Below are 18,710 nucleotides of genomic sequence, written 5' to 3'. Positions count from 1 at the left end.
ATCGCATAAGCCCCAGCCAGCCATCGAACGCCCGAGATTTCCATGACGTCCACGACCCAGTACACCTCCCCCATCCTGGAACACTACCAGGAGATCGCTCTCATCACGGGAGAAATGCTAGTGGCGGCGCAAGCCGGCGACTGGGACGGCGCCATGGTCCATGGACAGCAATATTGCGAACTGGTGGAACGACTGCGCCAGACCGAACATTCGGCGCCACTGGACGAAGCCGGCCGCGCCATGAAATACGACCTGCTCGTGCGCATCCTGGAAAACGACGCGCTCACCCGGGATCTGGCGCTGCCGCAGCTGGCCCGTCTGGGCGACCTTCTGGGACGCATGAAGCGCCAGCAGACCCTGCTGTCCGCCTACGGTTACCAGCAGGCGCCTGAAGAATGAGCGTAGGTCCCGCCGCACTCGGCAACGTCCTGGTGCAGCGGCTGGACGCCGTGCTGGGCACGACGATGTCCGCCGCCAGCGCCAACCAGGTATCCGGCGCCCGCCCCGACGCAGTCAGCCAGCCCGGCAGCCTGGAAAAGCCCGGCGCCTCGGATGGATCAACACGCGACCCGCGGCAAGGCATACAGCCCGGCGGCGCCCGCGGCGACCGTCCGAATACTGTCGTCGACCCCAAAACCGCTGCAGCGCTGGCGCTGGCCGCCCGCGGCCTGGTGACCAGCAGCGACACCACCGCCTCGGCCCCGACAACACTGGGCACGACGGCGCGTACGATTCTTGCCTTGCTCGCCCAATTCCCAGAGGCCGCACCTGCGGTCCAGGGCCGTGCCCCCTTATGGACCGCGCATGCGCAGCCGGGCCAATCCGGCGGTGGCGCTAGCGCCGGCCCCTTGCCGGCAGCGCAAGCAGGCCAACAAACGGCACAGGCCACTGCGCAAGCATCCCAGCCATTGCCTGGCCAAACGCCGGCGCCGGCCCTTCCCCAGCAAGCCGGCGCGCTCGCGGCTTCGGCCGCGGCGGCGCTTGACGGCGACACTCCGGCAACCGGTGCAACACAGGACCGGCCGGCCGGACCGAGCGTCAATCCCAGCGCCGCCAAAGGACCCGACGCTGCCGCGCATGCCGCCCTGGCGGCTGGCGGACCTTCGGCGCGCGCGCTGGGACAGGCTCTGCGTCAGGCGCTTCAAGGCAGCGGCCTGTTTTACGAGTCCCATCTGACGGACATGGTCTTCGGCCGCGCCAACCCCGAGCAATTGCGCAACGAGCCGCAGGCGGTGCTCGGCAAGAATCCGCCCGCGCAGGATGCCGCGCCTTCGCGGCCGCGGGCGGACGCAGCCCCCAACGGCCGCACTGGCGTCGACGCCACACACGGCGGCGCAGGCTCCGCCAGCTCGTCCGCCTCCGGCACGCCTGCTCCCGGCACGCCCATCACCGGCATACACCAGGACCTGACCGTACTCGTTCGCCAACAACTGGACGTGCTGGCCAATCAGACGCTGACCTGGCAAGGTGAAGCCTGGCCCGGCACACCTATGGAATGGGAGGTCGAGCGCGACCCATACGGCGGCGACCCGGACTCCGCAGTTTCCACCTGGGCCACGCGCCTGAAGCTGGACCTGCCCCGCCTGGGCCTGGTCGATGCCCGACTGAATCTGGCCGGCGATCAGATCGTCCTGCAACTCATTGCGCCGCACAGCGCGGCCGAGATCAATGACTCCTCGGACACGCTGCGTTCGCGCCTGCTGGCCGCGGGCCTGACCTTGAGCAATCTGACGGTGAGCGTGGTCGAACCGCGCGCCGACATTCCCGCCGATATCTGATGAGCCGCCTGCCCCCCCATCCGGAATCGGATCCGAACGCCGGCCGCAACGCGGCGGTAGCCATTTCGTACGAAGAAAAGGACGGCGCTCCGCGCGTCGTCGCCAAGGGCTACGGCCAGTTGGCGGACACCATCGTCCGGGCCGCGCAGGAAAACGGCCTCTACGTCCACGAGTCGCGTGAACTGGTCGGCCTGCTGATGCAGGTGGACCTGGACGCACATATTCCTCCCCAACTCTATGTAGCGGTGGCAGAATTGCTGGCCTGGCTCTATCGCCTGGAATCGCGCGAGTTCCCCGAACCCGCTACGCCCGCCTGACCCTATTACCTGAGGAAGACCAAAGTGTTGGATGCCAGCGATCCGGAGTTCCTGCTGACCCGGCCTGACGAGATGCGTTCGGCCCTGTTCGAGCTGACGCACCCTGACAGCCACATCCTGGTGCGCGACGCCGCGGACCGGGAGATGGCCGTGCTGATCCTCGGCGTGGACAAGCAGGCGGGCGAGTTCTTCTGGAGGCCGCGCGATTACGCCGGGGCAGACTTCGAGCAGTCCGACTCCATGGGCTTGCTGAGCGGCACCACCTTCCACTTCCATGCCACCGCCTACGGCGGCGTGCAGATCCGCTTTCGTGTGCAGCGCCCCCAGATCATTCATTTCGACGACGGCAGCGCCGCGCTGGTATCGCCGTTTCCAGAACGCCTGGCCCGTATCCAGCGCCGCAAGATGTTCCGCGCGTCCCTGATCGCGGCCGCCAATGTATGCCGCGCCAGTTGGCAAGCCACCCTCAACGACAAGCCCTATTCGTTCACGATACGCGACATCTCGGTGGACGGCGTAGGCCTGCGTGCCGGGCTGGCGGTTCCCGCCCTGCCGGAGCGCGGTACCGTGATGGAAAACGTGCAACTGGATTTTGGCGACCATGGCAAGCTCAACGCCAGCCTGGAAGTGCGCAATGTATATCCCGTCTCGGGGCAGCCCATGGTTTCGTCCGCCAATCCGGACGAACCGCCGGCCAAGCACGTTTCGCTGACTGGCGAGCCGCCGGTCAGCCATCTGGGGGCCATCTTCCTGAATCTCGATGCGCGCCAGGAAAACTGGCTGCAGCAGGTGGTCTGGCGCCTGGAAAGAGGCGCCCAGCGCAATTGATGGATAGACGCGGGGCCACGCGTTGCAAGCGCCTCGCCTGATGCCTGCTGCGCTTGCGGTGTATATGCAAGCGCAGTTCCCGCGATGGGACTCAGACCGCCATCGAAGAAATTTCCTTGTAAGCCGCAACCAGCTTGTTGCGCACCTGCACCGCCGTCTGGAAGCCAATACTGGCCTTCTGCATGTCGATCATGACGTCGTTGAGGGAAATATCGGGAGCCCCCAACTCGAACGCCTTGGCCTGGGCCGTGGCGGCGTTCTGGGCGGAAGTGACGCGACGGATGGAACGTTGCAGTTCCGCGGCGAAGCCATCCGGCTGACCGACCATTTCACCCGCGCTGAGGTTACCGGTCTCCGCCTTGCTCACTACCGCGCGCATCTGCTGGAGCATGCTTTCGATGCCGGACAAGCCTGATACAGCCATTACCTGATTTCCTTGCTGTTTGGGATTACACCAATAGTGCGCCCAGCGTAACGCCAACCCCGCCGGTTCATAGCTGACAAGAACCGCCAAAAAACCCGACATTTCCACGAATGCAGCCGCTTGCAGCCAGGGCGACGGCGGCTCGGTTCGCCTTGTCGGGGACATAGGAGATAAGTAACGCCAAAAACCGGCTGTTTTCAACGATTGGGATGGACGTCTCAGGGGCAATAATCCACGCTCTCCCCAGACCAGAAGCACGTTGCATGTGTAATCTGCCCTACCCAGACATGAAGTCCCAATTCCAGCTCCGCGTGGCCAGCGGGGGCCGCCAATGAACCAGCAGGCCACCCTGAGTTCGTCGCTGTTGACGAAGTTCCCCGTGCTGGAGAAGGTGCGCGCACTGCCCAAGCCTGTCCTGCTGGGCGCGGCGGCGGCTCTCGTCGCGGTCATCGTCGCCGTGGCGATGTGGAGCAGCGAACCCAAATACAAGGTGCTCTTCTCAAACCTGGACGACCGCGACGGCGGCGCCATCGTGGCAGCGCTCGGGACCATGAACGTGCCCTACCGCTATAACGAAACCGGCACCGCCGTGCTGGTTCCGGCCGACCGCGTGTACGACGCGCGTCTGCAATTGGCGTCCCAGGGATTGCCGCGCGGCGGCTCCGTCGGTTTCGAACTGATGGACAACGCCCGCTTCGGCGCCAGCCAGTTCACGGAACAGATCAACTACCAGCGCGGCCTGGAAGGCGAGCTGGCGCGTTCGATCGAAGCCATGCACACCGTGCAGCACGCCCGCGTCCACCTGGCCATGCCGCGCCAGTCTCTCTTCGTGCGCGAACGCCAGGCGCCCACCGCCTCGGTGCTGCTGAACATGCATCCGGGACGCAGCCTGAGCGACGCCCAGGTCTCCGCGATTTCCTGGCTGGTGGCCTCGAGCGTCCCCGAACTCACCGCCGAGAACGTATCCATCGTGGACCAGAACGGCCGCCTGCTGTCGGCGCCGATGGGCGAAGGCCGCGGCATGGACGCCGACCAGATGCGCTTCGTGCGCGAAATGGAACAGCGCACGGTCGAACGCATCCTCACCATCCTCAATCCGCTGGTTGGTCCCGGCAACGTGCACGCACAGGCCAGCGCCGACGTCGACTTCGCCCGCCGCGAAGAAACGTCCGAGGTCTACCGCCCGAACCAGGAGCCCGGCCAGGCCGCCGTGCGCAGCCAGCAAACCAGCGACTCGACCCAGCGCGGCATCAACCCCGCGCAAGGCGTGCCCGGCGCGCTGTCGAACCAGGCGCCGGCCAACCCCCAGGCCCCCATCGCCAACCCGCCGCAACCCCAGCCGCCCCGCCCCGGCCAGCCGCAGCAACCGGCCAACGCCCAGCAGCAGACCAGCACGCAAGCGGTCACCGGCAACCTCAACGAACGCCGCGACGCCACCACCAACTACGAAGTGGATCGCACGATCAGCCACATCAAGCAGCCGGTAGGCAACCTCAAGCGCCTGTCGGTGGCCGTGGTGGTCAACTACATGCGCGACAAAGACGGCGAACTGCAGCCCCTGCCGGCCGAAGAGCTGAACAAGCTGACCAACCTCGTGCGCGAAGCCATGGGCTACTCCGAGACCCGTGGCGACTCGCTCAACCTGGTCAACAGTCAGTTCAACGATGGCCCGCCGCCGGTGCCGATGTGGCGCGATCCGGAAATGATCTCGCTGTTCAAGACGATCCTGGCCTGGCTGGTCGGTGGCGTGCTGGCACTGTGGCTGTATCGCCTGCTGCGCCGCACGGTGGGCGACTACCTCTACCCGCCGGTCGATCCGGAACAGGCTGAAGCCGAACGCATCGAAGCTGCACGCGAGGCCCAGGACGCGGCCCGCGCCAAGGAAGTGGACCGCTACCAGGACAACCTGGAACGCGCCCGCACGATGGCCAACAAGGATCCGCGCGCCGTCGCGATGGTTCTGCGCACCTGGATGAATAAAGATGAAAAATGATTCCACCCCGCTGGACGGCATGACGCGCAGCGCCGTGCTGATGATGTCGCTGGGCGAAGATGCGGCGGCCGAGGTCTTCAAATACCTCGGCGCCCGTGAAGTCCAGCAGGTCGGCGCCGCCATGGCCAGCCTGAAACAGGTCACGCGCAGCGACGTTGCGGTGGTACTGGAAGAGTTCCGCCAGGAAGCCGACCAATTCATGGCCGTCACGCTGGGCTCGGACGACTACATCCGCACCGTGTTGACCAAGGCACTGGGCAGCGACCGCGCAGCCGGCCTGATCGAAGACATCCTGGAAGCCGGCGAAGGCGGCAGCGGCATCGATGCGCTGAACTGGCTGGATCCGAACACCGTGGCCGAACTGATCGGCGACGAACACCCGCAGATCATCGCGACCATCCTGGTGCACCTGGAGCGCGACCGCGCCGCCGGCGTACTGGCGCTCCTGACGGACCGCCTGCGCAACGACGTGATGCTGCGTATCGCCACGTTCGGCGGCGTGCAGCCCGCAGCGCTGTCCGAGCTCACGGAAGTCCTGAATTCGGTCCTGGCCGGCCAGGGCGCAAAGCGCAGCAAGATGGGCGGCGTGCGCACCGCGGCCGAGATCCTGAACATGATGAACTCGACCCAGGAAGAAACCGTGGTCGCCAGCCTGCGCGAGCGCGACAACGATCTGGCACAGAAGATCATCGACGAGATGTTTGTCTTCGACAACCTGCTCGACGTCGAGGATCGCGCCATCCAGCTCATCCTCAAGGAAATCGACAACGACACGCTCATGGTTGCGCTCAAAGGCGCCCCGGAAGAGCTGCGCGCCAAGTTCCTGCGCAACATGTCCAGCCGCGCCGCCGAAATGCTGCGCGAAGACCTGGACGCGCAAGGTCCGATCCGCATGTCCAAGGTCGAGACCGAGCAGAAGAAGATCCTGCAGATCGCGCGTCGCCTGGCCGAAAGCGGCCAGATCGTCCTGGGCAACCAGGGAGACGACACCTATGTCTGAGGTGGACAGCGGCGCCACGACGCTCATCTCGCGCAGCGCCGCCTGGCGGCGCTGGCAGATGCTGTCGTTCGACGAGCCCGCGGTCGTCGAGGCGGAGCCGGAACCCGAACCCGACCCCGGACCGGATCCCGAAGTGGTGATGGCCCAGCTGCGCGCCCAGGCGCTTGTCGAAGGCCGCGAGGAAGGCCACGCGCAGGGCCATGCCGCCGGCCTGGAAGTTGGCCAACAGGCTGGCTACGAAGCCGGCCTGGCCGCCGGCCGCGAACAAGGCTACGCAGAAGGTCTCGTCCAGGCGCGTGAACAGGGCGCCGCGGAAGCACAGCGCCTGCATGCGCTGGTCGAAGCCTGCGCCGCTTCCCTCGGCTCGCTCGAAGAAAAAATGGGCCAGGGCCTGCTGACCCTCGCCCTGGACATCGCCCAGCAGGTAGTGCGCACCACGCTCGCAGACCAGCCGGAAACCGTTATCAACGCGGTGCGGGAAGTGCTGCACATCAACCCCACCGCCGGTGGCCAGATGCGCCTGTGGGCCAACCCCGAAGACATCGAACTGATCCGCCTGCATCTGGCGGATGAGCTCAAGGAAGGCCACTGGCGCGTCCTGGCCGATGAGTCCATCTCGCGCGGAGGCTGCCGCGCCGAAACGCCCTTTGGTGACATCGACGCCACCTTGCAGACGCGCTGGCGCCGGGTCGCGGCCTCCTTGGGCCGCAACGTATCCTGGGAGGAACCGGTGTGAGCGCCAATCCGGCCTCCCTCCAGCCAGGCCAACCGGCTGCGCCCGCTATTACGGTTCCGGTCATCGACCGCTGGCAGACCCAACTGCAAATCGGCTCCATCCGCGCGGGCTCGACCGATCCGTGGCTCGTCAGCGGCAAGATCACGCGCGCCACAGGTCTGGTGCTGCACGCGACCGGCCTGCGTCTGCCCGTCGGAGCAGCCGCCCGCATCGAAATCGCTCGCGGCCACGACCACTGGGCGGATGCCGAAGTCGTGGGTTTCGACGGCCACACGCTCTACCTGATGCCGCAGGCTGATATCTCGGGCCTGCCGCCCGGCGCCCGCGTCGTGCCTGGCGAGCCCCCCGTGCAACGCCAGATTCCGTTGCCGCGCAAGGCCGAACTGAACGGCAACGCCAAGCCGCAGCTGGGCCGCCACCTGCCGGTGGGCAACGCCTTGCTGGGCCGGGTCCTGGACGGCGCCGGCCGCCCGCTGGACGGACTGGGCCCGCTCACGGGCGCCGAACTGGCCCCCCTGTCCGCCCAACCGATCAACCCGCTATCCCGCGCCCCCATCGATACGGTGCTCGACACCGGCGTGCGCGCCATCAATGGCCTGCTCACCGTCGGCCGCGGACAGCGCATGGGCCTGTTCGCAGGGTCTGGCGTCGGCAAGAGCGTGCTGCTCGGCATGATGGCTCGTTACACCAAGGCCGACGTCATCGTCGTCGGCCTTATCGGCGAACGTGGACGCGAAGTCAAGGAATTCATCGAACACAACCTGGGCCCGGAGGGTCTGGCGCGCTCCGTCGTGGTGGCTGCGCCGGCGGACGTGTCGGCGTTGCTGCGCCTGCAAGGCGCCGCCTACGCCACGCGTCTGGCCGAACACTTCCGCGATCAGGGCCTGGACGTGCTCCTGATCATGGATTCGCTGACCCGCTACGCCATGGCGCAGCGCGAGATTGCGCTGGCCATCGGCGAGCCGCCGGCAACCAAGGGCTATCCGCCCTCGGTCTTCGCCAAGCTGCCGACGCTGGTCGAGCGCGCCGGCATGGGCGCGCCTGGACCATCCGGCAAGGCCGGCTCGATCACCGCCTTCTACACCGTGCTGGCCGAAGGCGACGACCAGCAGGATCCGATCGCCGATTCGGCTCGCGCCATCCTGGATGGCCACGTCGTGCTGTCGCGCCACCTGGCCGAAGCAGGCCATTACCCGGCCATCGACATCGAAGCGTCGATCTCGCGCGCCATGACTTCGCTGATCACGCCCGAGCAGTTCGCCGTGGTGCGCCGCTTCAAGCAAAGCCTGTCGCGCTACCAGCGCAACCGCGATCTGATCGCGGTGGGCGCCTACGCTGCCGGCAACGATCCGCAGCTGGACGAGGCCATCGCCCGCTATCCACGCCTGGAAGCCTTCCTGCAACAAGACATCGGCGAAAACGTCGGCTATGAAGCCGCCGTCAGCCAATTGCGCGCCAGTTTCGAATTGAGGGACGCTTATGCCTAGCCAATTGCCTTTGGACATGCTGATCAACCTGGCCAAAGAGAGCACGGACGAAGCCGCCCGCCTCCTCGGCAGGCTCAGCGCCGAACGCACCAACGCCGAACGCCAGCTGTCCATGCTGCACGACTACCGTCAGGACTACCTGGAACGGTTGCAACAGGCAATGACCAGCGGAATGTCCGCCAGCGACTGCCATAACTACCAGCGCTTCATCAGCACGCTGGACGACGCCATCAGCCAACAACAAGGCGTGTTGCGCCAAGCCGACGACAACCTCGCCAAGGGCCGGCTCTACTGGCAACAGGAAAAGCGCAAGCTCAACTCCTACGACGCCCTGGCGCAGCGCGAACTGCGCGCCCAGGCCGTGGTGGAATCCCGCCGCGAACAGCGCGCCAACGATGAATATTCCGCCCGTCTGGTCCAGCGCCAGACCGGCATGCATTAAGCAATACCTAACAGGAAGCCCCAGATGAACGCTCCCCTGCCCCTGCCCTCCATCGCGCCCGCCGCACCCTCGTCGATCGCCGACGCGCTCGGCGCCAAGAGCGCGCCTGTAAACAACAAGAAGGGCCCCAGCTTCTCCGACGTGCTGGCCCAGCAGCGTCCCGCGCAACAACGCCCCACCCAGGCCGCCGACTCGCGCCCCGCGAACAACGGCTCCAAGACGCCGGCTGATGGCAAGACATCCAGCGACCCAGCCGCCCGCGCCGAAGGCGCCGCCGCCGGCGCCATCGACGAGGCGGTGCAAGCCGCCGCGCAGGCCGAGGCAGGCGCACTCGCCGTTGCGGCCGCGCAACCCGCGGTCATACTCCCGCAGCAAGCCCTCGAAATCGCGGCCCAGGCCGCAGAACAAGTGCAGCTCGCGCGCGGCAACGCCACCGCTGCCGCCGCAGCGATGAGCAGCGGCGCCGCCGTTCTGACCGCCGCATTGAATGCCGCCGACGCGGCACCCGCGACGCAGGCGCAGGCCGCTGCCATCGCAGCCTCTGGCGCTGTCGGCCTGACCGCTCCGCAGGCAGAGGCTGCCGCCGCGTTGGCCGCCCGCGAGGCAGAAATCGCCGTACCGGTCGTCACCGCGGCAGCCAAGCCCGGCACTGACGCCGCGGCCGTCGCGCAAACGCCGGTCCGCACCCCGGCCGCTACCGCGCCCGTCAAGGCCGAAACGCCGCGACTCGCTGCGGAGGTCGCGCTGCCCCGTCCCGCGCGCGACGCACGCCCCGCCGCGGACCATGGCACCATGCCAGAACAGACCGACGAGACCCCTGCCCTGGCCAGCGCGCAACAGCAATTCCAGGCACCCCAGCATGGCGCCTCGGCCCAGGACCATCTGGCCCAGGCGCTTGCCGCAGCCGCGCAGCGTCCTGCCGCCGCTCCCATTGCAAACCCTGCAGCGGTCGCCGCTCCGGTCGTGCCGGTCGTGCTGCAAGTCGCCACTCCCGTCGGCGGCACCCACTGGGGCACGGAGCTCGGCCAACAGGTCGTCATGATGAGCCACAACGCGCGCCAAGGCATGCAAACTGCCGAACTGCGCCTCGATCCGCCCGATCTCGGCCCGCTGCGCGTCAGCCTGAACCTGTCGGACGGCGTCGCCAGCGCTTCGTTCGTGTCGGCCCACGCCTCGGTACGCCAGGCGATCGAAACCGCCATCCCGCAACTGCAGCAGGCGCTGGCCCAGGCCGGCATCTCGCTGGGCCAGACCAGCGTGGGTGAACAAGCCGCCCAACAGGAGTTCGCGCAACAAGGCGGCAACGGCTCGCAACGCCATGCCGGAGGCGCCCAGACTGGCGCCGAAGCCGTGGCTGAAGCACCGGCTGCGGTAACGGCCCCGCGCAACGCCAACGCGCTGGTGGACACCTTCGCCTGACAAAGCAACGCATCGCTCCCGGCCACGGCTGCGGGCGGTGCAGCAATAGCTTGAGATACGCGGCTTTCGCCCTGTTTTTCGCCTCCAAGCGGAAGCGGCATTTGGGGCAGAATGCTTTCATCCACTAAGAACCCGTTTTCATCAGCGGCAAAACACGCATCGACACCGAGATGGCGACTTCCAAACCTTCACCCATGCCTGCGCGCGGCGCGCCTTCTTCCCGCTCCGGCGGCATGGGCCGTATTCTTCGCCCCTTGCTGGCAATCCTGGTCCTGCTCATCGTTGCCGCGGCCAGCGCCGGCGCAACCTGGTTCATCACCCAACGCATGCAGCCGCAGAACAGCGCAACCGTGCAGCTCGGCGTTGGTCAGGTGCCGGCAGGACAGCCTGGCCAACCCGGCCAGCCCGAACAAGGCCAGCAAGCCACCCAGACCACCTTCGTCGCGCCGCCGGCCAACCCGGTCGCCGTGCCCGCCCCGATCTTCGTACCGATCGAACCCTTCACCGTCACGCTGCAGAATCCGGATACGGAACGCATCATGCATGTGGGCCTGACGCTGCGCGTCAGCGATGAGCAGACCCGCTCGCGCCTCGAAAAGTACATGCCTGAAGTGCGCAGCCGCATCCTGATGGTGCTGTCGTCGCAATCGCCCACCGGCGTGCAGACTCAACAAGGCAAGACCGACATGGCCAACGCCATCAAGCAGGCCGTGAATCGCCCCTTCTCGCCCCTGCCGGACGGCCAGTATGTCACCGACGTACTGTACACGGCGTTCGTGGTGCAATAAGCATGGCCTACGAGGCATTTCTTTCGCAGGACGAGGTTGATGCGCTGTTGGCGGGCGTCACCGGCGAAAGCGACAGCAAAGCTACCGCCGCGGACCCGAACGCCGGCGCCCGCGCCTACGACCTGAGTTCGCCCGAGCGCGTCGTGCGCCGCCGCATGCAGACGCTGGAGCTCATCAACGAGCGTTTCGCCCGGCAGATGCGCCACGTGCTGCTGAACTTCATGCGCCGCAGCGCGGACATCACCGTAGGTTCGATCAAGATCCAGAAGTACGCGGATTTCGAACGCAACCTGCCCGTGCCGAGCAATCTGAACATGATTCAGATGAAGCCCCTGCGCGGCACGGCCCTCTTCACCTATGACCCGAACCTGGTGTTCCTGGTCATCGACAGCCTGTTCGGCGGCGATGGCCGCTACCACACGCGCGTCGAAGGCCGCGACTTCACCACGACTGAACAGCGCATCATCCGGCGCCTGCTCAACCTGACCCTGGAAAGCTACGGCAAGTCCTGGGATCCCGTCTATCCGATCGAATTCGAGTACGTGCGTTCGGAGATGCACACCAAGTTCGCCAGCATCACCGGCAACAATGAAGTGGTGGTCGTCACCTCGTTCCACATCGAATTCGGCGCGACCGGCGGCGACCTGAACATCTGCCTGCCCTATTCCATGATCGAACCGGTGCGCGATCTGCTGACGCGCCCGCTGCAGGAAACCACGCTCGAAGAAGTGGACCAGCGCTGGGCGCAGCAGCTCTCGCGCCAGGTACGTAGCGCCGACATCGACGTGGTAGCGGAATTTGCCCGCATCCCCTCGTCGATCCGCGAACTGATGAGCCTGAAGGTCGGTGACGTCCTCCCCGTGACCGTACCCGAAACCATAGTCGCCAGCGTCGACGGCGTGCCGCTGATGGAATGCGGCTACGGCGTCTTCAACGGCCAGTACGCCCTGCGCGTACAGAACATGTTTACCCACGATACAGAATCCAACGAGGCCTCTGACCATGACTGACAAGAACGAGCCCGGTACCGGCTCGTCCCCGGCCGACGACTGGGCCGACGCGCTCGCCGAACAATCCCGCGCCAATCCGCCCACCCAGGCCGACGGCCTGAAGCCGCAGGACGACTGGGCCGCCGCCATGGCCGAGCAAACCAGCGCGGCCGCTCCCGCGGCCGCGCCGACCCCTGCCGCGGCGGCACCTGCAGCTCCTGCCGCAGCAGCCCAACCGGCTGCGCAATCCGTGTTCAAGCCCCTGGCCGGCACCGCCGGCGGCGCTGGCGCCGACATCGACCTGATCATGGACGTACCCGTCCAGCTGACGGTCGAGCTGGGCCGCACCCGCCTGACCATCAAGAACCTGCTCCAACTGGGCCAGGGTTCCGTGGTCGAGCTGGACGGCCTGGCAGGCGAGCCGATGGACATCTTCGTCAACGGCTACCTCATCGCCCAGGGCGAAGTCGTGGTCGTGGAAGACAAGTACGGCATCCGCCTGACCGACATCATCACGCCGTCCGAGCGGATCAACCGCTTGAACAACCGCCGTTGATCCTGGCGTCATGGACGATTCCGCCCTCTTGCGCGTCTTTGCCGGCCTGATCCTGGTCGTGGCCGCCATCCTGGCCTCGGCCTGGCTGGCGCGCCGCGCCGGGCTGACACAACGCGGCGGCGGCAACCTGCTGCGGCAGGTCGCAAGCCTGCCCGTCGGTCCGCGCCAGAGCATCGTGGTGGTGGAAGTCGAGAATACCTGGCTGGTGGTGGGCGTCGGCCCGAACCAGCTCAATACCCTGCATACCCTGCCCGCCGGCCAGTTGCCGGAGGCTTCGACCTTGCCCGCGGCCGCCTTCGCGGCCAAGCTGGGCCAGGCGCTCAAGCGCCGCTAGCGCTGCCGCGCCCTCCAAGCGACACCCATGAGTTTGCCCACAAGCACGACATCCGTCCGCGCCCGGCCCGGCGCACTGCACCTGCTCGGCGCCGCCGCCCTGCTGGGCCTTACCCTGTTTCCCGCGGGTGTCGTCGCGCAGGCCACCTTGCCCGCGCTGACCGCCACGCCGGGTCCGAACGGTTCCGAAACCTATTCGCTCAGCATGCAGACCTTGCTGCTGATGACGTCGCTGTCGTTCCTGCCTGCCGCGCTGCTGATGATGACGGGCTTCACCCGCATCATCATCGTGCTGGGCCTGCTGCGCAGCGCCATGGGCACGGCCATGTCGCCGCCCAACCACGTGCTGATCGGCCTGGCGCTGTTCCTGACCTTCTATACGATGTCGCCGGTGTTCGACAAGATCTACACCGACGCCTACAAGCCGCTGTCCGAAGGCTCGATCCAGTTCGAGGCGGCCGTCGAGCGCGCCGCCGCGCCGCTGCGTACCTTCATGTTGCACCAGACGCGCGAAAACGATCTGTCGCTGTTCGCCAACCTGGCCAAGCAGCCGGCGCTGGAAGACCCTACTCAGGTGCCCCTGCGCATCCTGGTGCCGGCGTTCATCACCAGCGAACTCAAGACCGCGTTCCAGATCGGCTTCACCATCTTCATCCCCTTTCTCATCATCGACCTGGTCGTCGCCAGCGTACTGATGGCGCTGGGCATGATGATGGTGCCGCCAGTGACGGTGGCCCTGCCCTTCAAGCTGATGCTTTTCGTGCTGGCCGACGGCTGGAACCTGCTCATGGGCTCCCTGGCCCAGAGCTTCTACCAATAACGCCTGGAGGAAAATCGCCATGACCGCCGAAACCGTCATGACCATGACCTACCAGGCGATGAAGATCGTGCTGGCGATGGCCGGGCCCTTGCTGCTCGTGACGCTGGTGGTCGGCCTGGTCATCAGCATCTTCCAGGCCGCCACGCAGATCAACGAAATGACGCTGTCGTTTATTCCCAAGCTGCTGGCCATGTGCGGCGTGCTGGTGCTGCTGGGCCCCTGGCTTATCGGCGTCATGGTCGACTACATACGGCAGCTGATCGGCCAGATCCCCATGCTGGTGTCCTGAGCGGCCCTCGCCGCCGGACACCGGACTTCTCCCATGATCGCCTTCACGCTCGAGCAGCTCAACGGCTGGATCGGCCAGTTTCTCTGGCCGTTCGTGCGCATCCTGGCGCTCGTGGGCACCGCCCCGCTGTTCTCCGAATCGCTGATTCCCATCAAGGTCAAGGTTGGACTGTCCTTCGTGCTGGCCGTCGCGATCAGTCCGGCGCTCGATCCCGTGCCGCCCATTGCGCCCGGTTCGTTTACCGGGCTGTGGATGGTCATGCAGCAAGTGCTGATCGGCATCTCGCTGGGCTTCACGATGCGCCTGGTGTTCGCCGCCGTGCAGACCGCCGGCGAATTCGTCGGCCTGCAGATGGGCTTGTCCTTCGCCTCGTTCTTCGACCCGGCTTCCGGCGCCAACACCGCGGTGCTGTCGCGCCTGTTCAACATTATCGCGATGCTGACTTTTCTAGCCCTGGACGGCCATCTGCTGGTCCTGGCTGCGCTGGTTCGCTCTTTCGACACCTTGCCCGTCGCCATGATCCAGTTGCATCAGAACGGCTTTGGCGTGGTGGTGGAATGGGGCAAGACCATATTCGTATCGGGCCTGTTGCTGGCCCTGCCCCTGATCTGCGCGCTGCTGACCATCAACCTGGCCATGGGCATCCTGAACCGCGCCGCGCAGCAGCTGTCAGTGTTCTCTATCGGCTTTCCCGTAACGCTCATCATCGGCGTCACCATTCTGACGGTCGTGCTGCCGCACGCCGGGCCCTTCCTGGAATCGCTGTTCGAATCAGGGCTCACGGCGATGAGCCGGGTCGCCGACGCTCTGGCGGGCAAATAGGACTGGACTGGTGGTGGATGCCGGGCGGCGCGTAACACCGCCCGTTCCCGTTTACTGCTGCCCGGTAAGACGGAACACCCGGATCGTCTCGCGCAGCGCGCCGGATTGGTTGCCCAGCTGCATCACGGCGCCACCCAGATCCTGAACCAGCGCGGTGTTCTGCACCGTCATCACGTCCATCTGCGACACCGCCGTATCCACCTGCTCGATGCCGCTGGACTGTTCCTGCGAAGCCTGCGAGATCTCGCCGATGATGTCGGTGACACGATGCACGGCGGCCACGATGTCCTGCATCGTCGCGCCCGCCTGCTCGGCCTGCTGGGAGCCTTCGGTCACGCGCTCCACCGAGTCTTCGATCAGGCCCTTGATCTCTTTGGCTGCCTGCGCGCTCTTCTGTGCCAGGCTGCGGACCTCGCCCGCCACCACCGCGAAGCCCTTGCCGGACTCCCCGGCGCGGGCCGCTTCCACGGCGGCGTTCAGGGCCAGGATGTTGGTCTGGAACGCGATGCCTTCGATGATGCTGACGATATCGGCGATCTTGCGGGAGCTGTCCGAAATGCCGTGCATGGTGCTGACCACCTGCCCGACCGCCACGCCGCCCTTGCGCGCCACTTCCATGCTGCTGGCCGCAAGCTGGTTGGCCTGACGCGCGTTGTCGGCGTTCTGCCGCACCGTGGAGGTCAGCTGTTCCATGCTGGCCGCGGTCTGCTGCAAGGACGCCGCCTGGCCTTCGGTACGGCCCGCGAGTTCCTGGTTGCCGCGCGCGATATGCGCTGCGGCATGGGTCGTGCCTTCAATGCCGCGATACACGTCCTGTGCAATCCCGATCAGGCTCTTGCGCATCACTTCCAGCGAGAACTTCAAACTTCCGACTTCATCGTCGGAATCCGCCACGATCTGCGTGGTCAGATTGCCCGCGGCCACCTGACGCGCCATATTGGCGGCATCCACCATCGGATCCAGCAGCGAGCGCGACAGGCGCCAGCCCATGCCAAAGATGGCGATGACGCCCAGCGCAATGGCCGCGCAGCCAACGCTCGCGCCCAAGGTGCCCAGTTCCGCCCAATTGGCCCGCAGGCCGTAAATGCCCGCGCCAGCCATGATTGCGGATGACAGCAGCGCGTGACGCAGCATGCGGCTGCGGACATTGCGCCGGAATGGAAATGCCAGCACGTCCACGCCGCGCCGCCAGCCCGCCCGCACGGGACGCCCGCGCAGGATGCGCACGCCCTTGGCCGTGCCCTCGCGAATTCGGGCATACAAATCCTCAGCCATTTCGATCTGTTCTTCGGAGGGGCGCACCCGTACCGAGGAATACGCCACGACCTCGCCGTTTTCGACGATGGGCGTTGCATTGGCCAGCACCCAGTAGTAACCGCCGTCCTTGCGCCGATTCTTCACCAGGCCCAGCCACGACTCTCCGGCCTGCAGCGTTTCCCACAGGTCTTCGTAGGCTTCGGGCGGCATGTCGGGATGGCGCACGATGTTGTGCGGTTTGCCGATGAGTTCTTCGCGGGAGAAACCGCTGACTTCGACAAAAGCCGGGTTCGCATAGACGATCCGGCCCTTGGTATCAGTACGCGAGATAAGGTATTGATCCTCGCGCAGCTTGGTTTCTACATTGTGGACGGGTAGGTTGACGCGCACAGCTTGCCTCCGGATACATCATGTCGAGCAGCGAATGAATATCGGCGAGCAAACCGGATCTGACGCCCCGCATAGACGTGTTCCCCCGCCAGGTTCGTCAGGCTCCGGGACGGCACGGCCCCGCATTTTCGAACACTGTTCACCGCCCTTTTCAGGCGTTATTGTTGTTAACGACCAAATTTTCGAAAACTTAACGTGCGCATGAATTTGCGCACGCCAAGGCGCAAAGCATATGGACCGCGGCCGCGCATCAGCGCGGCCGCGGTCCTGTTACTGACGTCAGACGACGGGCATCAAGCCTGCGTCAGCGTCGGCGCGGCGTAACCGCCTGACAACTGGTGCGCAGGAACTTCGATCACTTCGCCCGTGTTGATCTTGAACACGGCCACTGCTTCGGCCAGGCGCTGGGCCTGCTCCTGCAGCGAACCCGCGGCAGCCGCCGCCTCTTCCACCAGCGCCGCGTTCTGCTGCGTCACCTCGTCCATCTGCGACACGGCACGGTTCACCTGGTCGATGCCGCTGGACTGCTCTTCGGAAGCGGCCGAGATCTCGCCCATGATGTCGGTCACCCGCTTCACCGAGGCCACGATCTCCTGCATCGTCGCACCCGCACGCTCTACCTGCTGCGAGCCCGCGCCGACCTTGCTCACCGAATCCTCGATCAGGCCCTTGATTTCCTTGGCCGCCTGGGCGCTGCGCTGCGCCAGCGAGCGAACCTCGCCCGCCACCACGGCAAAGCCCTTGCCCTGCTCACCCGCGCGCGCTGCTTCCACCGCCGCATTCAGCGCCAGGATGTTGGTCTGGAACGCAATGCCGTCGATCACCGACACGATCTCGGAGATCTTGCGCGAGCTGGCCGAAATGCCTTGCATCGTGCTGACCACTTCCGACACCGCCGAACCGCCGCGCTCGGCCACATCGGAAGCGCTGGCCGCCAGCTGGTTGGCCTGGCGCGCATTGTCCGCGTTCTGCTTCACGGTCGACGCAAGTTCTTCCATCGAAGCCGCGGTTTCCTCCAGCGAAGCCGCCTGCTCTTCCGTGCGGCTGGACAGATCCGTATTGCCGGCCGAGATTTCGCGCGAACCCACCGTGATTTCGTCCACGCCGCTGCGCACCGCGGATACGGTACGGGTCAGGCTTTCCTGCATGCGCTTGAGCGCGGCGAACAACTGGCCGATCTCATTGTGAGAACGCACTTCCACGCGGCTGGTCAGGTCTCCGGCTGCAATCTTGTCGAAATGCTGGCCGGCTTCCACCAAGGGGCGCACCACCAGGCGGCCGAACACCAGACGCGCCAGAATCATCAGCAGCACAGCCAGGCCGACCGCGACACCCACCGCCACCATGGCGAGGTTGAAATTGGCTTCGGCCTTTTCGATCGTGGCTTGCTGCTGGTCACCGATGTACTTGCCAAACTCGCTGAGCGCCTCGATGAAGGCTGCGCTGCGCGGCGTGCCGTACTCGTTGTTCACCATATAGAAGGTGGAATAGTCTTCGCTGCGCAGGGCTTCGACCATGGTATCCACGCCGTCGTCGATGTAGGAACGATAACGACGGACCAGGTTCATGGACAGCTGGCGGCCCGTATCGTCCTGCAGCATGTTCTTCTGGAAATCGGCGAAACGGCTGCGCACGCCGGTCAGCAGGTCCGTGGCGCCCTTCAAGGCCGCCGCGGCATCGCGGGCCGAGTTCTCGCCGCTGCCCCAGCCGGATTCCTGCAGGTGGCGCGCGGCGACCATCAAGGCAACCCGCGCGCGCAACATGTCGCTGTTGATCACTTCGACCTGCTTCGAACGTTCGGTCAGTGCATTGACCTCGCGAATCGACTCATAGTTGTTCTGCAGGAAATACGCGGCCAGACCGCCCACCGCCGCGATCAACACGGCGAAGAACGCCATGACCCACAGCAACATGGTGCCGACGCGGGCATCGCGCAACCGCAGCTTGCGCTTCACCTTGGGTGCGCGCGCGGCCTTCTTCTTGCCGACCTTTCCGGACTTCGTACCGGACTCGAGACTCGCTTCCATATTATTTCCCCATCC

General features: G+C 65.9%; 20 protein-coding genes. 17 read left to right on the top strand and 3 right to left on the bottom strand.

From position 1 onward, the window contains the following. Positions 1 to 42: 42 nt before the first annotated feature. Genes IB258_RS01100 through IB258_RS01085 form a run of 4 tightly spaced genes read left to right on the top strand, consistent with a single transcriptional unit; the run spans position 43 to position 2,923 of the window. Positions 43 to 399, top strand: a complete 357-nt coding sequence (locus tag IB258_RS01100) for a flagellar protein FliT (RefSeq protein ID WP_054456700.1) — start codon at positions 43 to 45, stop codon at positions 397 to 399. Continuing rightward, the gene (locus IB258_RS01095; protein ID WP_192352007.1) at positions 396 to 1,778 is read left to right on the top strand and encodes a flagellar hook-length control protein FliK; all 1,383 of its coding nucleotides are present in this window, start codon (positions 396 to 398) and stop codon (positions 1,776 to 1,778) included. Before IB258_RS01100 ends, IB258_RS01095 begins: the two co-directional genes overlap by 4 nt. Continuing rightward, positions 1,778 to 2,095, top strand: a complete 318-nt coding sequence (locus tag IB258_RS01090; RefSeq protein WP_054456698.1) for an EscU/YscU/HrcU family type III secretion system export apparatus switch protein — start codon at positions 1,778 to 1,780, stop codon at positions 2,093 to 2,095. Before IB258_RS01095 ends, IB258_RS01090 begins: the two co-directional genes overlap by 1 nt. A 24-nt stretch (positions 2,096 to 2,119) precedes the next feature. Further along, on the top strand, positions 2,120 to 2,923 hold the full coding sequence (locus IB258_RS01085; RefSeq protein ID WP_054456697.1) for a flagellar brake protein: 804 nt from the start codon (positions 2,120 to 2,122) through the stop codon (positions 2,921 to 2,923). 91 nt (positions 2,924 to 3,014) lie between these two features. Here the strand turns inward: IB258_RS01085 and fliE are convergent, their stop codons facing one another. Next, a complete protein-coding gene (gene fliE / locus IB258_RS01080) occupies positions 3,015 to 3,347 on the bottom strand; it encodes a flagellar hook-basal body complex protein FliE (protein WP_054456696.1) in 333 nt (110 codons plus the stop codon). 331 nt (positions 3,348 to 3,678) lie between these two features. On the opposite strand from fliE, the gene fliF reads away from it, so the two are divergent. The 13 genes from fliF to fliR all read left to right on the top strand — a co-directional run bounded on the left by fliF (position 3,679) and on the right by fliR (position 15,021). Beyond that, positions 3,679 to 5,340: a flagellar basal-body MS-ring/collar protein FliF gene (gene fliF / locus IB258_RS01075; RefSeq protein WP_054456695.1), complete on the top strand. Its 1,662-nt coding sequence runs from the start codon at positions 3,679 to 3,681 to the stop codon at positions 5,338 to 5,340. Next, positions 5,330 to 6,340 carry a flagellar motor switch protein FliG gene (fliG, locus tag IB258_RS01070; RefSeq protein ID WP_054456694.1) on the top strand — a complete coding sequence of 337 codons (1,011 nt, stop codon included), beginning with the start codon at positions 5,330 to 5,332 and terminating at the stop codon, positions 6,338 to 6,340. Before fliF ends, fliG begins: the two co-directional genes overlap by 11 nt. Continuing rightward, positions 6,333 to 7,076: a flagellar assembly protein FliH gene (gene fliH, locus IB258_RS01065; protein WP_054456693.1), complete on the top strand. Its 744-nt coding sequence runs from the start codon at positions 6,333 to 6,335 to the stop codon at positions 7,074 to 7,076. Before fliG ends, fliH begins: the two co-directional genes overlap by 8 nt. Beyond that, a complete protein-coding gene (gene fliI / locus IB258_RS01060) occupies positions 7,073 to 8,563 on the top strand; it encodes a flagellar protein export ATPase FliI (protein ID WP_175180796.1) in 1,491 nt (496 codons plus the stop codon). The genes fliH and fliI overlap by 4 nt, the downstream gene beginning before the upstream one ends. Next, on the top strand, positions 8,556 to 9,005 hold the full coding sequence (fliJ, locus tag IB258_RS01055; protein WP_054456691.1) for a flagellar export protein FliJ: 450 nt from the start codon (positions 8,556 to 8,558) through the stop codon (positions 9,003 to 9,005). The genes fliI and fliJ overlap by 8 nt, the downstream gene beginning before the upstream one ends. Before the next feature lie 24 nt (positions 9,006 to 9,029). Then, positions 9,030 to 10,424: a flagellar hook-length control protein FliK gene (locus IB258_RS01050; RefSeq protein ID WP_192352006.1), complete on the top strand. Its 1,395-nt coding sequence runs from the start codon at positions 9,030 to 9,032 to the stop codon at positions 10,422 to 10,424. Between the two features lie 170 nt (positions 10,425 to 10,594). Continuing rightward, on the top strand, positions 10,595 to 11,212 hold the full coding sequence (gene fliL / locus IB258_RS01045) for a flagellar basal body-associated protein FliL (RefSeq protein WP_192352005.1): 618 nt from the start codon (positions 10,595 to 10,597) through the stop codon (positions 11,210 to 11,212). A gap of 2 nt (positions 11,213 to 11,214) precedes the next feature. Continuing rightward, on the top strand, positions 11,215 to 12,222 hold the full coding sequence (fliM, locus tag IB258_RS01040) for a flagellar motor switch protein FliM (RefSeq protein WP_054456688.1): 1,008 nt from the start codon (positions 11,215 to 11,217) through the stop codon (positions 12,220 to 12,222). Continuing rightward, positions 12,215 to 12,757 (top strand): flagellar motor switch protein FliN, encoded by a 543-nt coding sequence (fliN, locus tag IB258_RS01035; protein ID WP_054456687.1) that lies wholly within the window; start codon positions 12,215 to 12,217, stop codon positions 12,755 to 12,757. The genes fliM and fliN overlap by 8 nt, the downstream gene beginning before the upstream one ends. A 10-nt stretch (positions 12,758 to 12,767) precedes the next feature. Further along, on the top strand, positions 12,768 to 13,091 hold the full coding sequence (fliO, locus tag IB258_RS01030; RefSeq protein ID WP_059380380.1) for a flagellar biosynthetic protein FliO: 324 nt from the start codon (positions 12,768 to 12,770) through the stop codon (positions 13,089 to 13,091). 27 nt (positions 13,092 to 13,118) lie between these two features. After that, entirely contained in the window at positions 13,119 to 13,910 is a 792-nt protein-coding gene (fliP, locus tag IB258_RS01025; RefSeq protein WP_192352004.1) for a flagellar type III secretion system pore protein FliP, read from the top strand. A gap of 19 nt (positions 13,911 to 13,929) precedes the next feature. Beyond that, a complete protein-coding gene (gene fliQ / locus IB258_RS01020) occupies positions 13,930 to 14,199 on the top strand; it encodes a flagellar biosynthesis protein FliQ (protein WP_008163193.1) in 270 nt (89 codons plus the stop codon). 33 nt (positions 14,200 to 14,232) lie between these two features. After that, the gene (gene fliR, locus IB258_RS01015) at positions 14,233 to 15,021 is read left to right on the top strand and encodes a flagellar biosynthetic protein FliR (RefSeq protein WP_054456684.1); all 789 of its coding nucleotides are present in this window, start codon (positions 14,233 to 14,235) and stop codon (positions 15,019 to 15,021) included. A 51-nt stretch (positions 15,022 to 15,072) separates the two neighbouring features. On the opposite strand, the gene IB258_RS01010 is transcribed toward fliR, so the two are convergent. Together IB258_RS01010 and IB258_RS01005 are read right to left on the bottom strand one after the other, a co-directional pair. Further along, positions 15,073 to 16,668 carry a PAS domain-containing methyl-accepting chemotaxis protein gene (locus IB258_RS01010; RefSeq protein WP_054456683.1) on the bottom strand — a complete coding sequence of 532 codons (1,596 nt, stop codon included), beginning with the start codon at positions 16,666 to 16,668 and terminating at the stop codon, positions 15,073 to 15,075. 293 nt (positions 16,669 to 16,961) lie between these two features. Beyond that, positions 16,962 to 18,695, bottom strand: a complete 1,734-nt coding sequence (locus IB258_RS01005; RefSeq protein WP_054456682.1) for a methyl-accepting chemotaxis protein — start codon at positions 18,693 to 18,695, stop codon at positions 16,962 to 16,964. Between the last annotated feature and the right edge of the window lie 15 nt (positions 18,696 to 18,710).

This window comes from Achromobacter sp. ACM02 (assembly GCF_014851605.1).
GTDB lineage: Bacteria > Pseudomonadota > Gammaproteobacteria > Burkholderiales > Burkholderiaceae_B > Achromobacter > Achromobacter aegrifaciens.
The sequence above is the reverse complement of the archived record's forward strand: the minus strand, read 5'-3'. Positions and strand labels throughout refer to the sequence as shown.

Bases quoted from the DNA above. Each gene is read 5' to 3' on its own strand.
- fliN (WP_054456687.1), top strand. From the start codon at position 12,215: ATGACTGACAAGAACGAGCCCGGTACCGGCTCGTCCCCGGCCGACGAC.
- fliP (WP_192352004.1), top strand. From the start codon at position 13,119: ATGAGTTTGCCCACAAGCACGACATCCGTCCGCGCCCGGCCCGGCGCA.
- fliO (WP_059380380.1), top strand. From the start codon at position 12,768: ATGGACGATTCCGCCCTCTTGCGCGTCTTTGCCGGCCTGATCCTGGTC.
- fliF (WP_054456695.1), top strand. From the start codon at position 3,679: ATGAACCAGCAGGCCACCCTGAGTTCGTCGCTGTTGACGAAGTTCCCC.
- IB258_RS01090 (WP_054456698.1), top strand. From the start codon at position 1,778: ATGAGCCGCCTGCCCCCCCATCCGGAATCGGATCCGAACGCCGGCCGC.
- fliH (WP_054456693.1), top strand. From the start codon at position 6,333: ATGTCTGAGGTGGACAGCGGCGCCACGACGCTCATCTCGCGCAGCGCC.
- fliQ (WP_008163193.1), top strand. From the start codon at position 13,930: ATGACCGCCGAAACCGTCATGACCATGACCTACCAGGCGATGAAGATC.
- fliL (WP_192352005.1), top strand. From the start codon at position 10,595: ATGGCGACTTCCAAACCTTCACCCATGCCTGCGCGCGGCGCGCCTTCT.
- fliG (WP_054456694.1), top strand. From the start codon at position 5,330: ATGAAAAATGATTCCACCCCGCTGGACGGCATGACGCGCAGCGCCGTG.
- IB258_RS01100 (WP_054456700.1), top strand. From the start codon at position 43: ATGACGTCCACGACCCAGTACACCTCCCCCATCCTGGAACACTACCAG.
- fliM (WP_054456688.1), top strand. From the start codon at position 11,215: ATGGCCTACGAGGCATTTCTTTCGCAGGACGAGGTTGATGCGCTGTTG.
- IB258_RS01095 (WP_192352007.1), top strand. From the start codon at position 396: ATGAGCGTAGGTCCCGCCGCACTCGGCAACGTCCTGGTGCAGCGGCTG.
- IB258_RS01005 (WP_054456682.1), bottom strand. From the start codon at position 18,695: ATGGAAGCGAGTCTCGAGTCCGGTACGAAGTCCGGAAAGGTCGGCAAG.
- fliR (WP_054456684.1), top strand. From the start codon at position 14,233: ATGATCGCCTTCACGCTCGAGCAGCTCAACGGCTGGATCGGCCAGTTT.
- IB258_RS01050 (WP_192352006.1), top strand. From the start codon at position 9,030: ATGAACGCTCCCCTGCCCCTGCCCTCCATCGCGCCCGCCGCACCCTCG.
- fliJ (WP_054456691.1), top strand. From the start codon at position 8,556: ATGCCTAGCCAATTGCCTTTGGACATGCTGATCAACCTGGCCAAAGAG.
- fliE (WP_054456696.1), bottom strand. From the start codon at position 3,347: ATGGCTGTATCAGGCTTGTCCGGCATCGAAAGCATGCTCCAGCAGATG.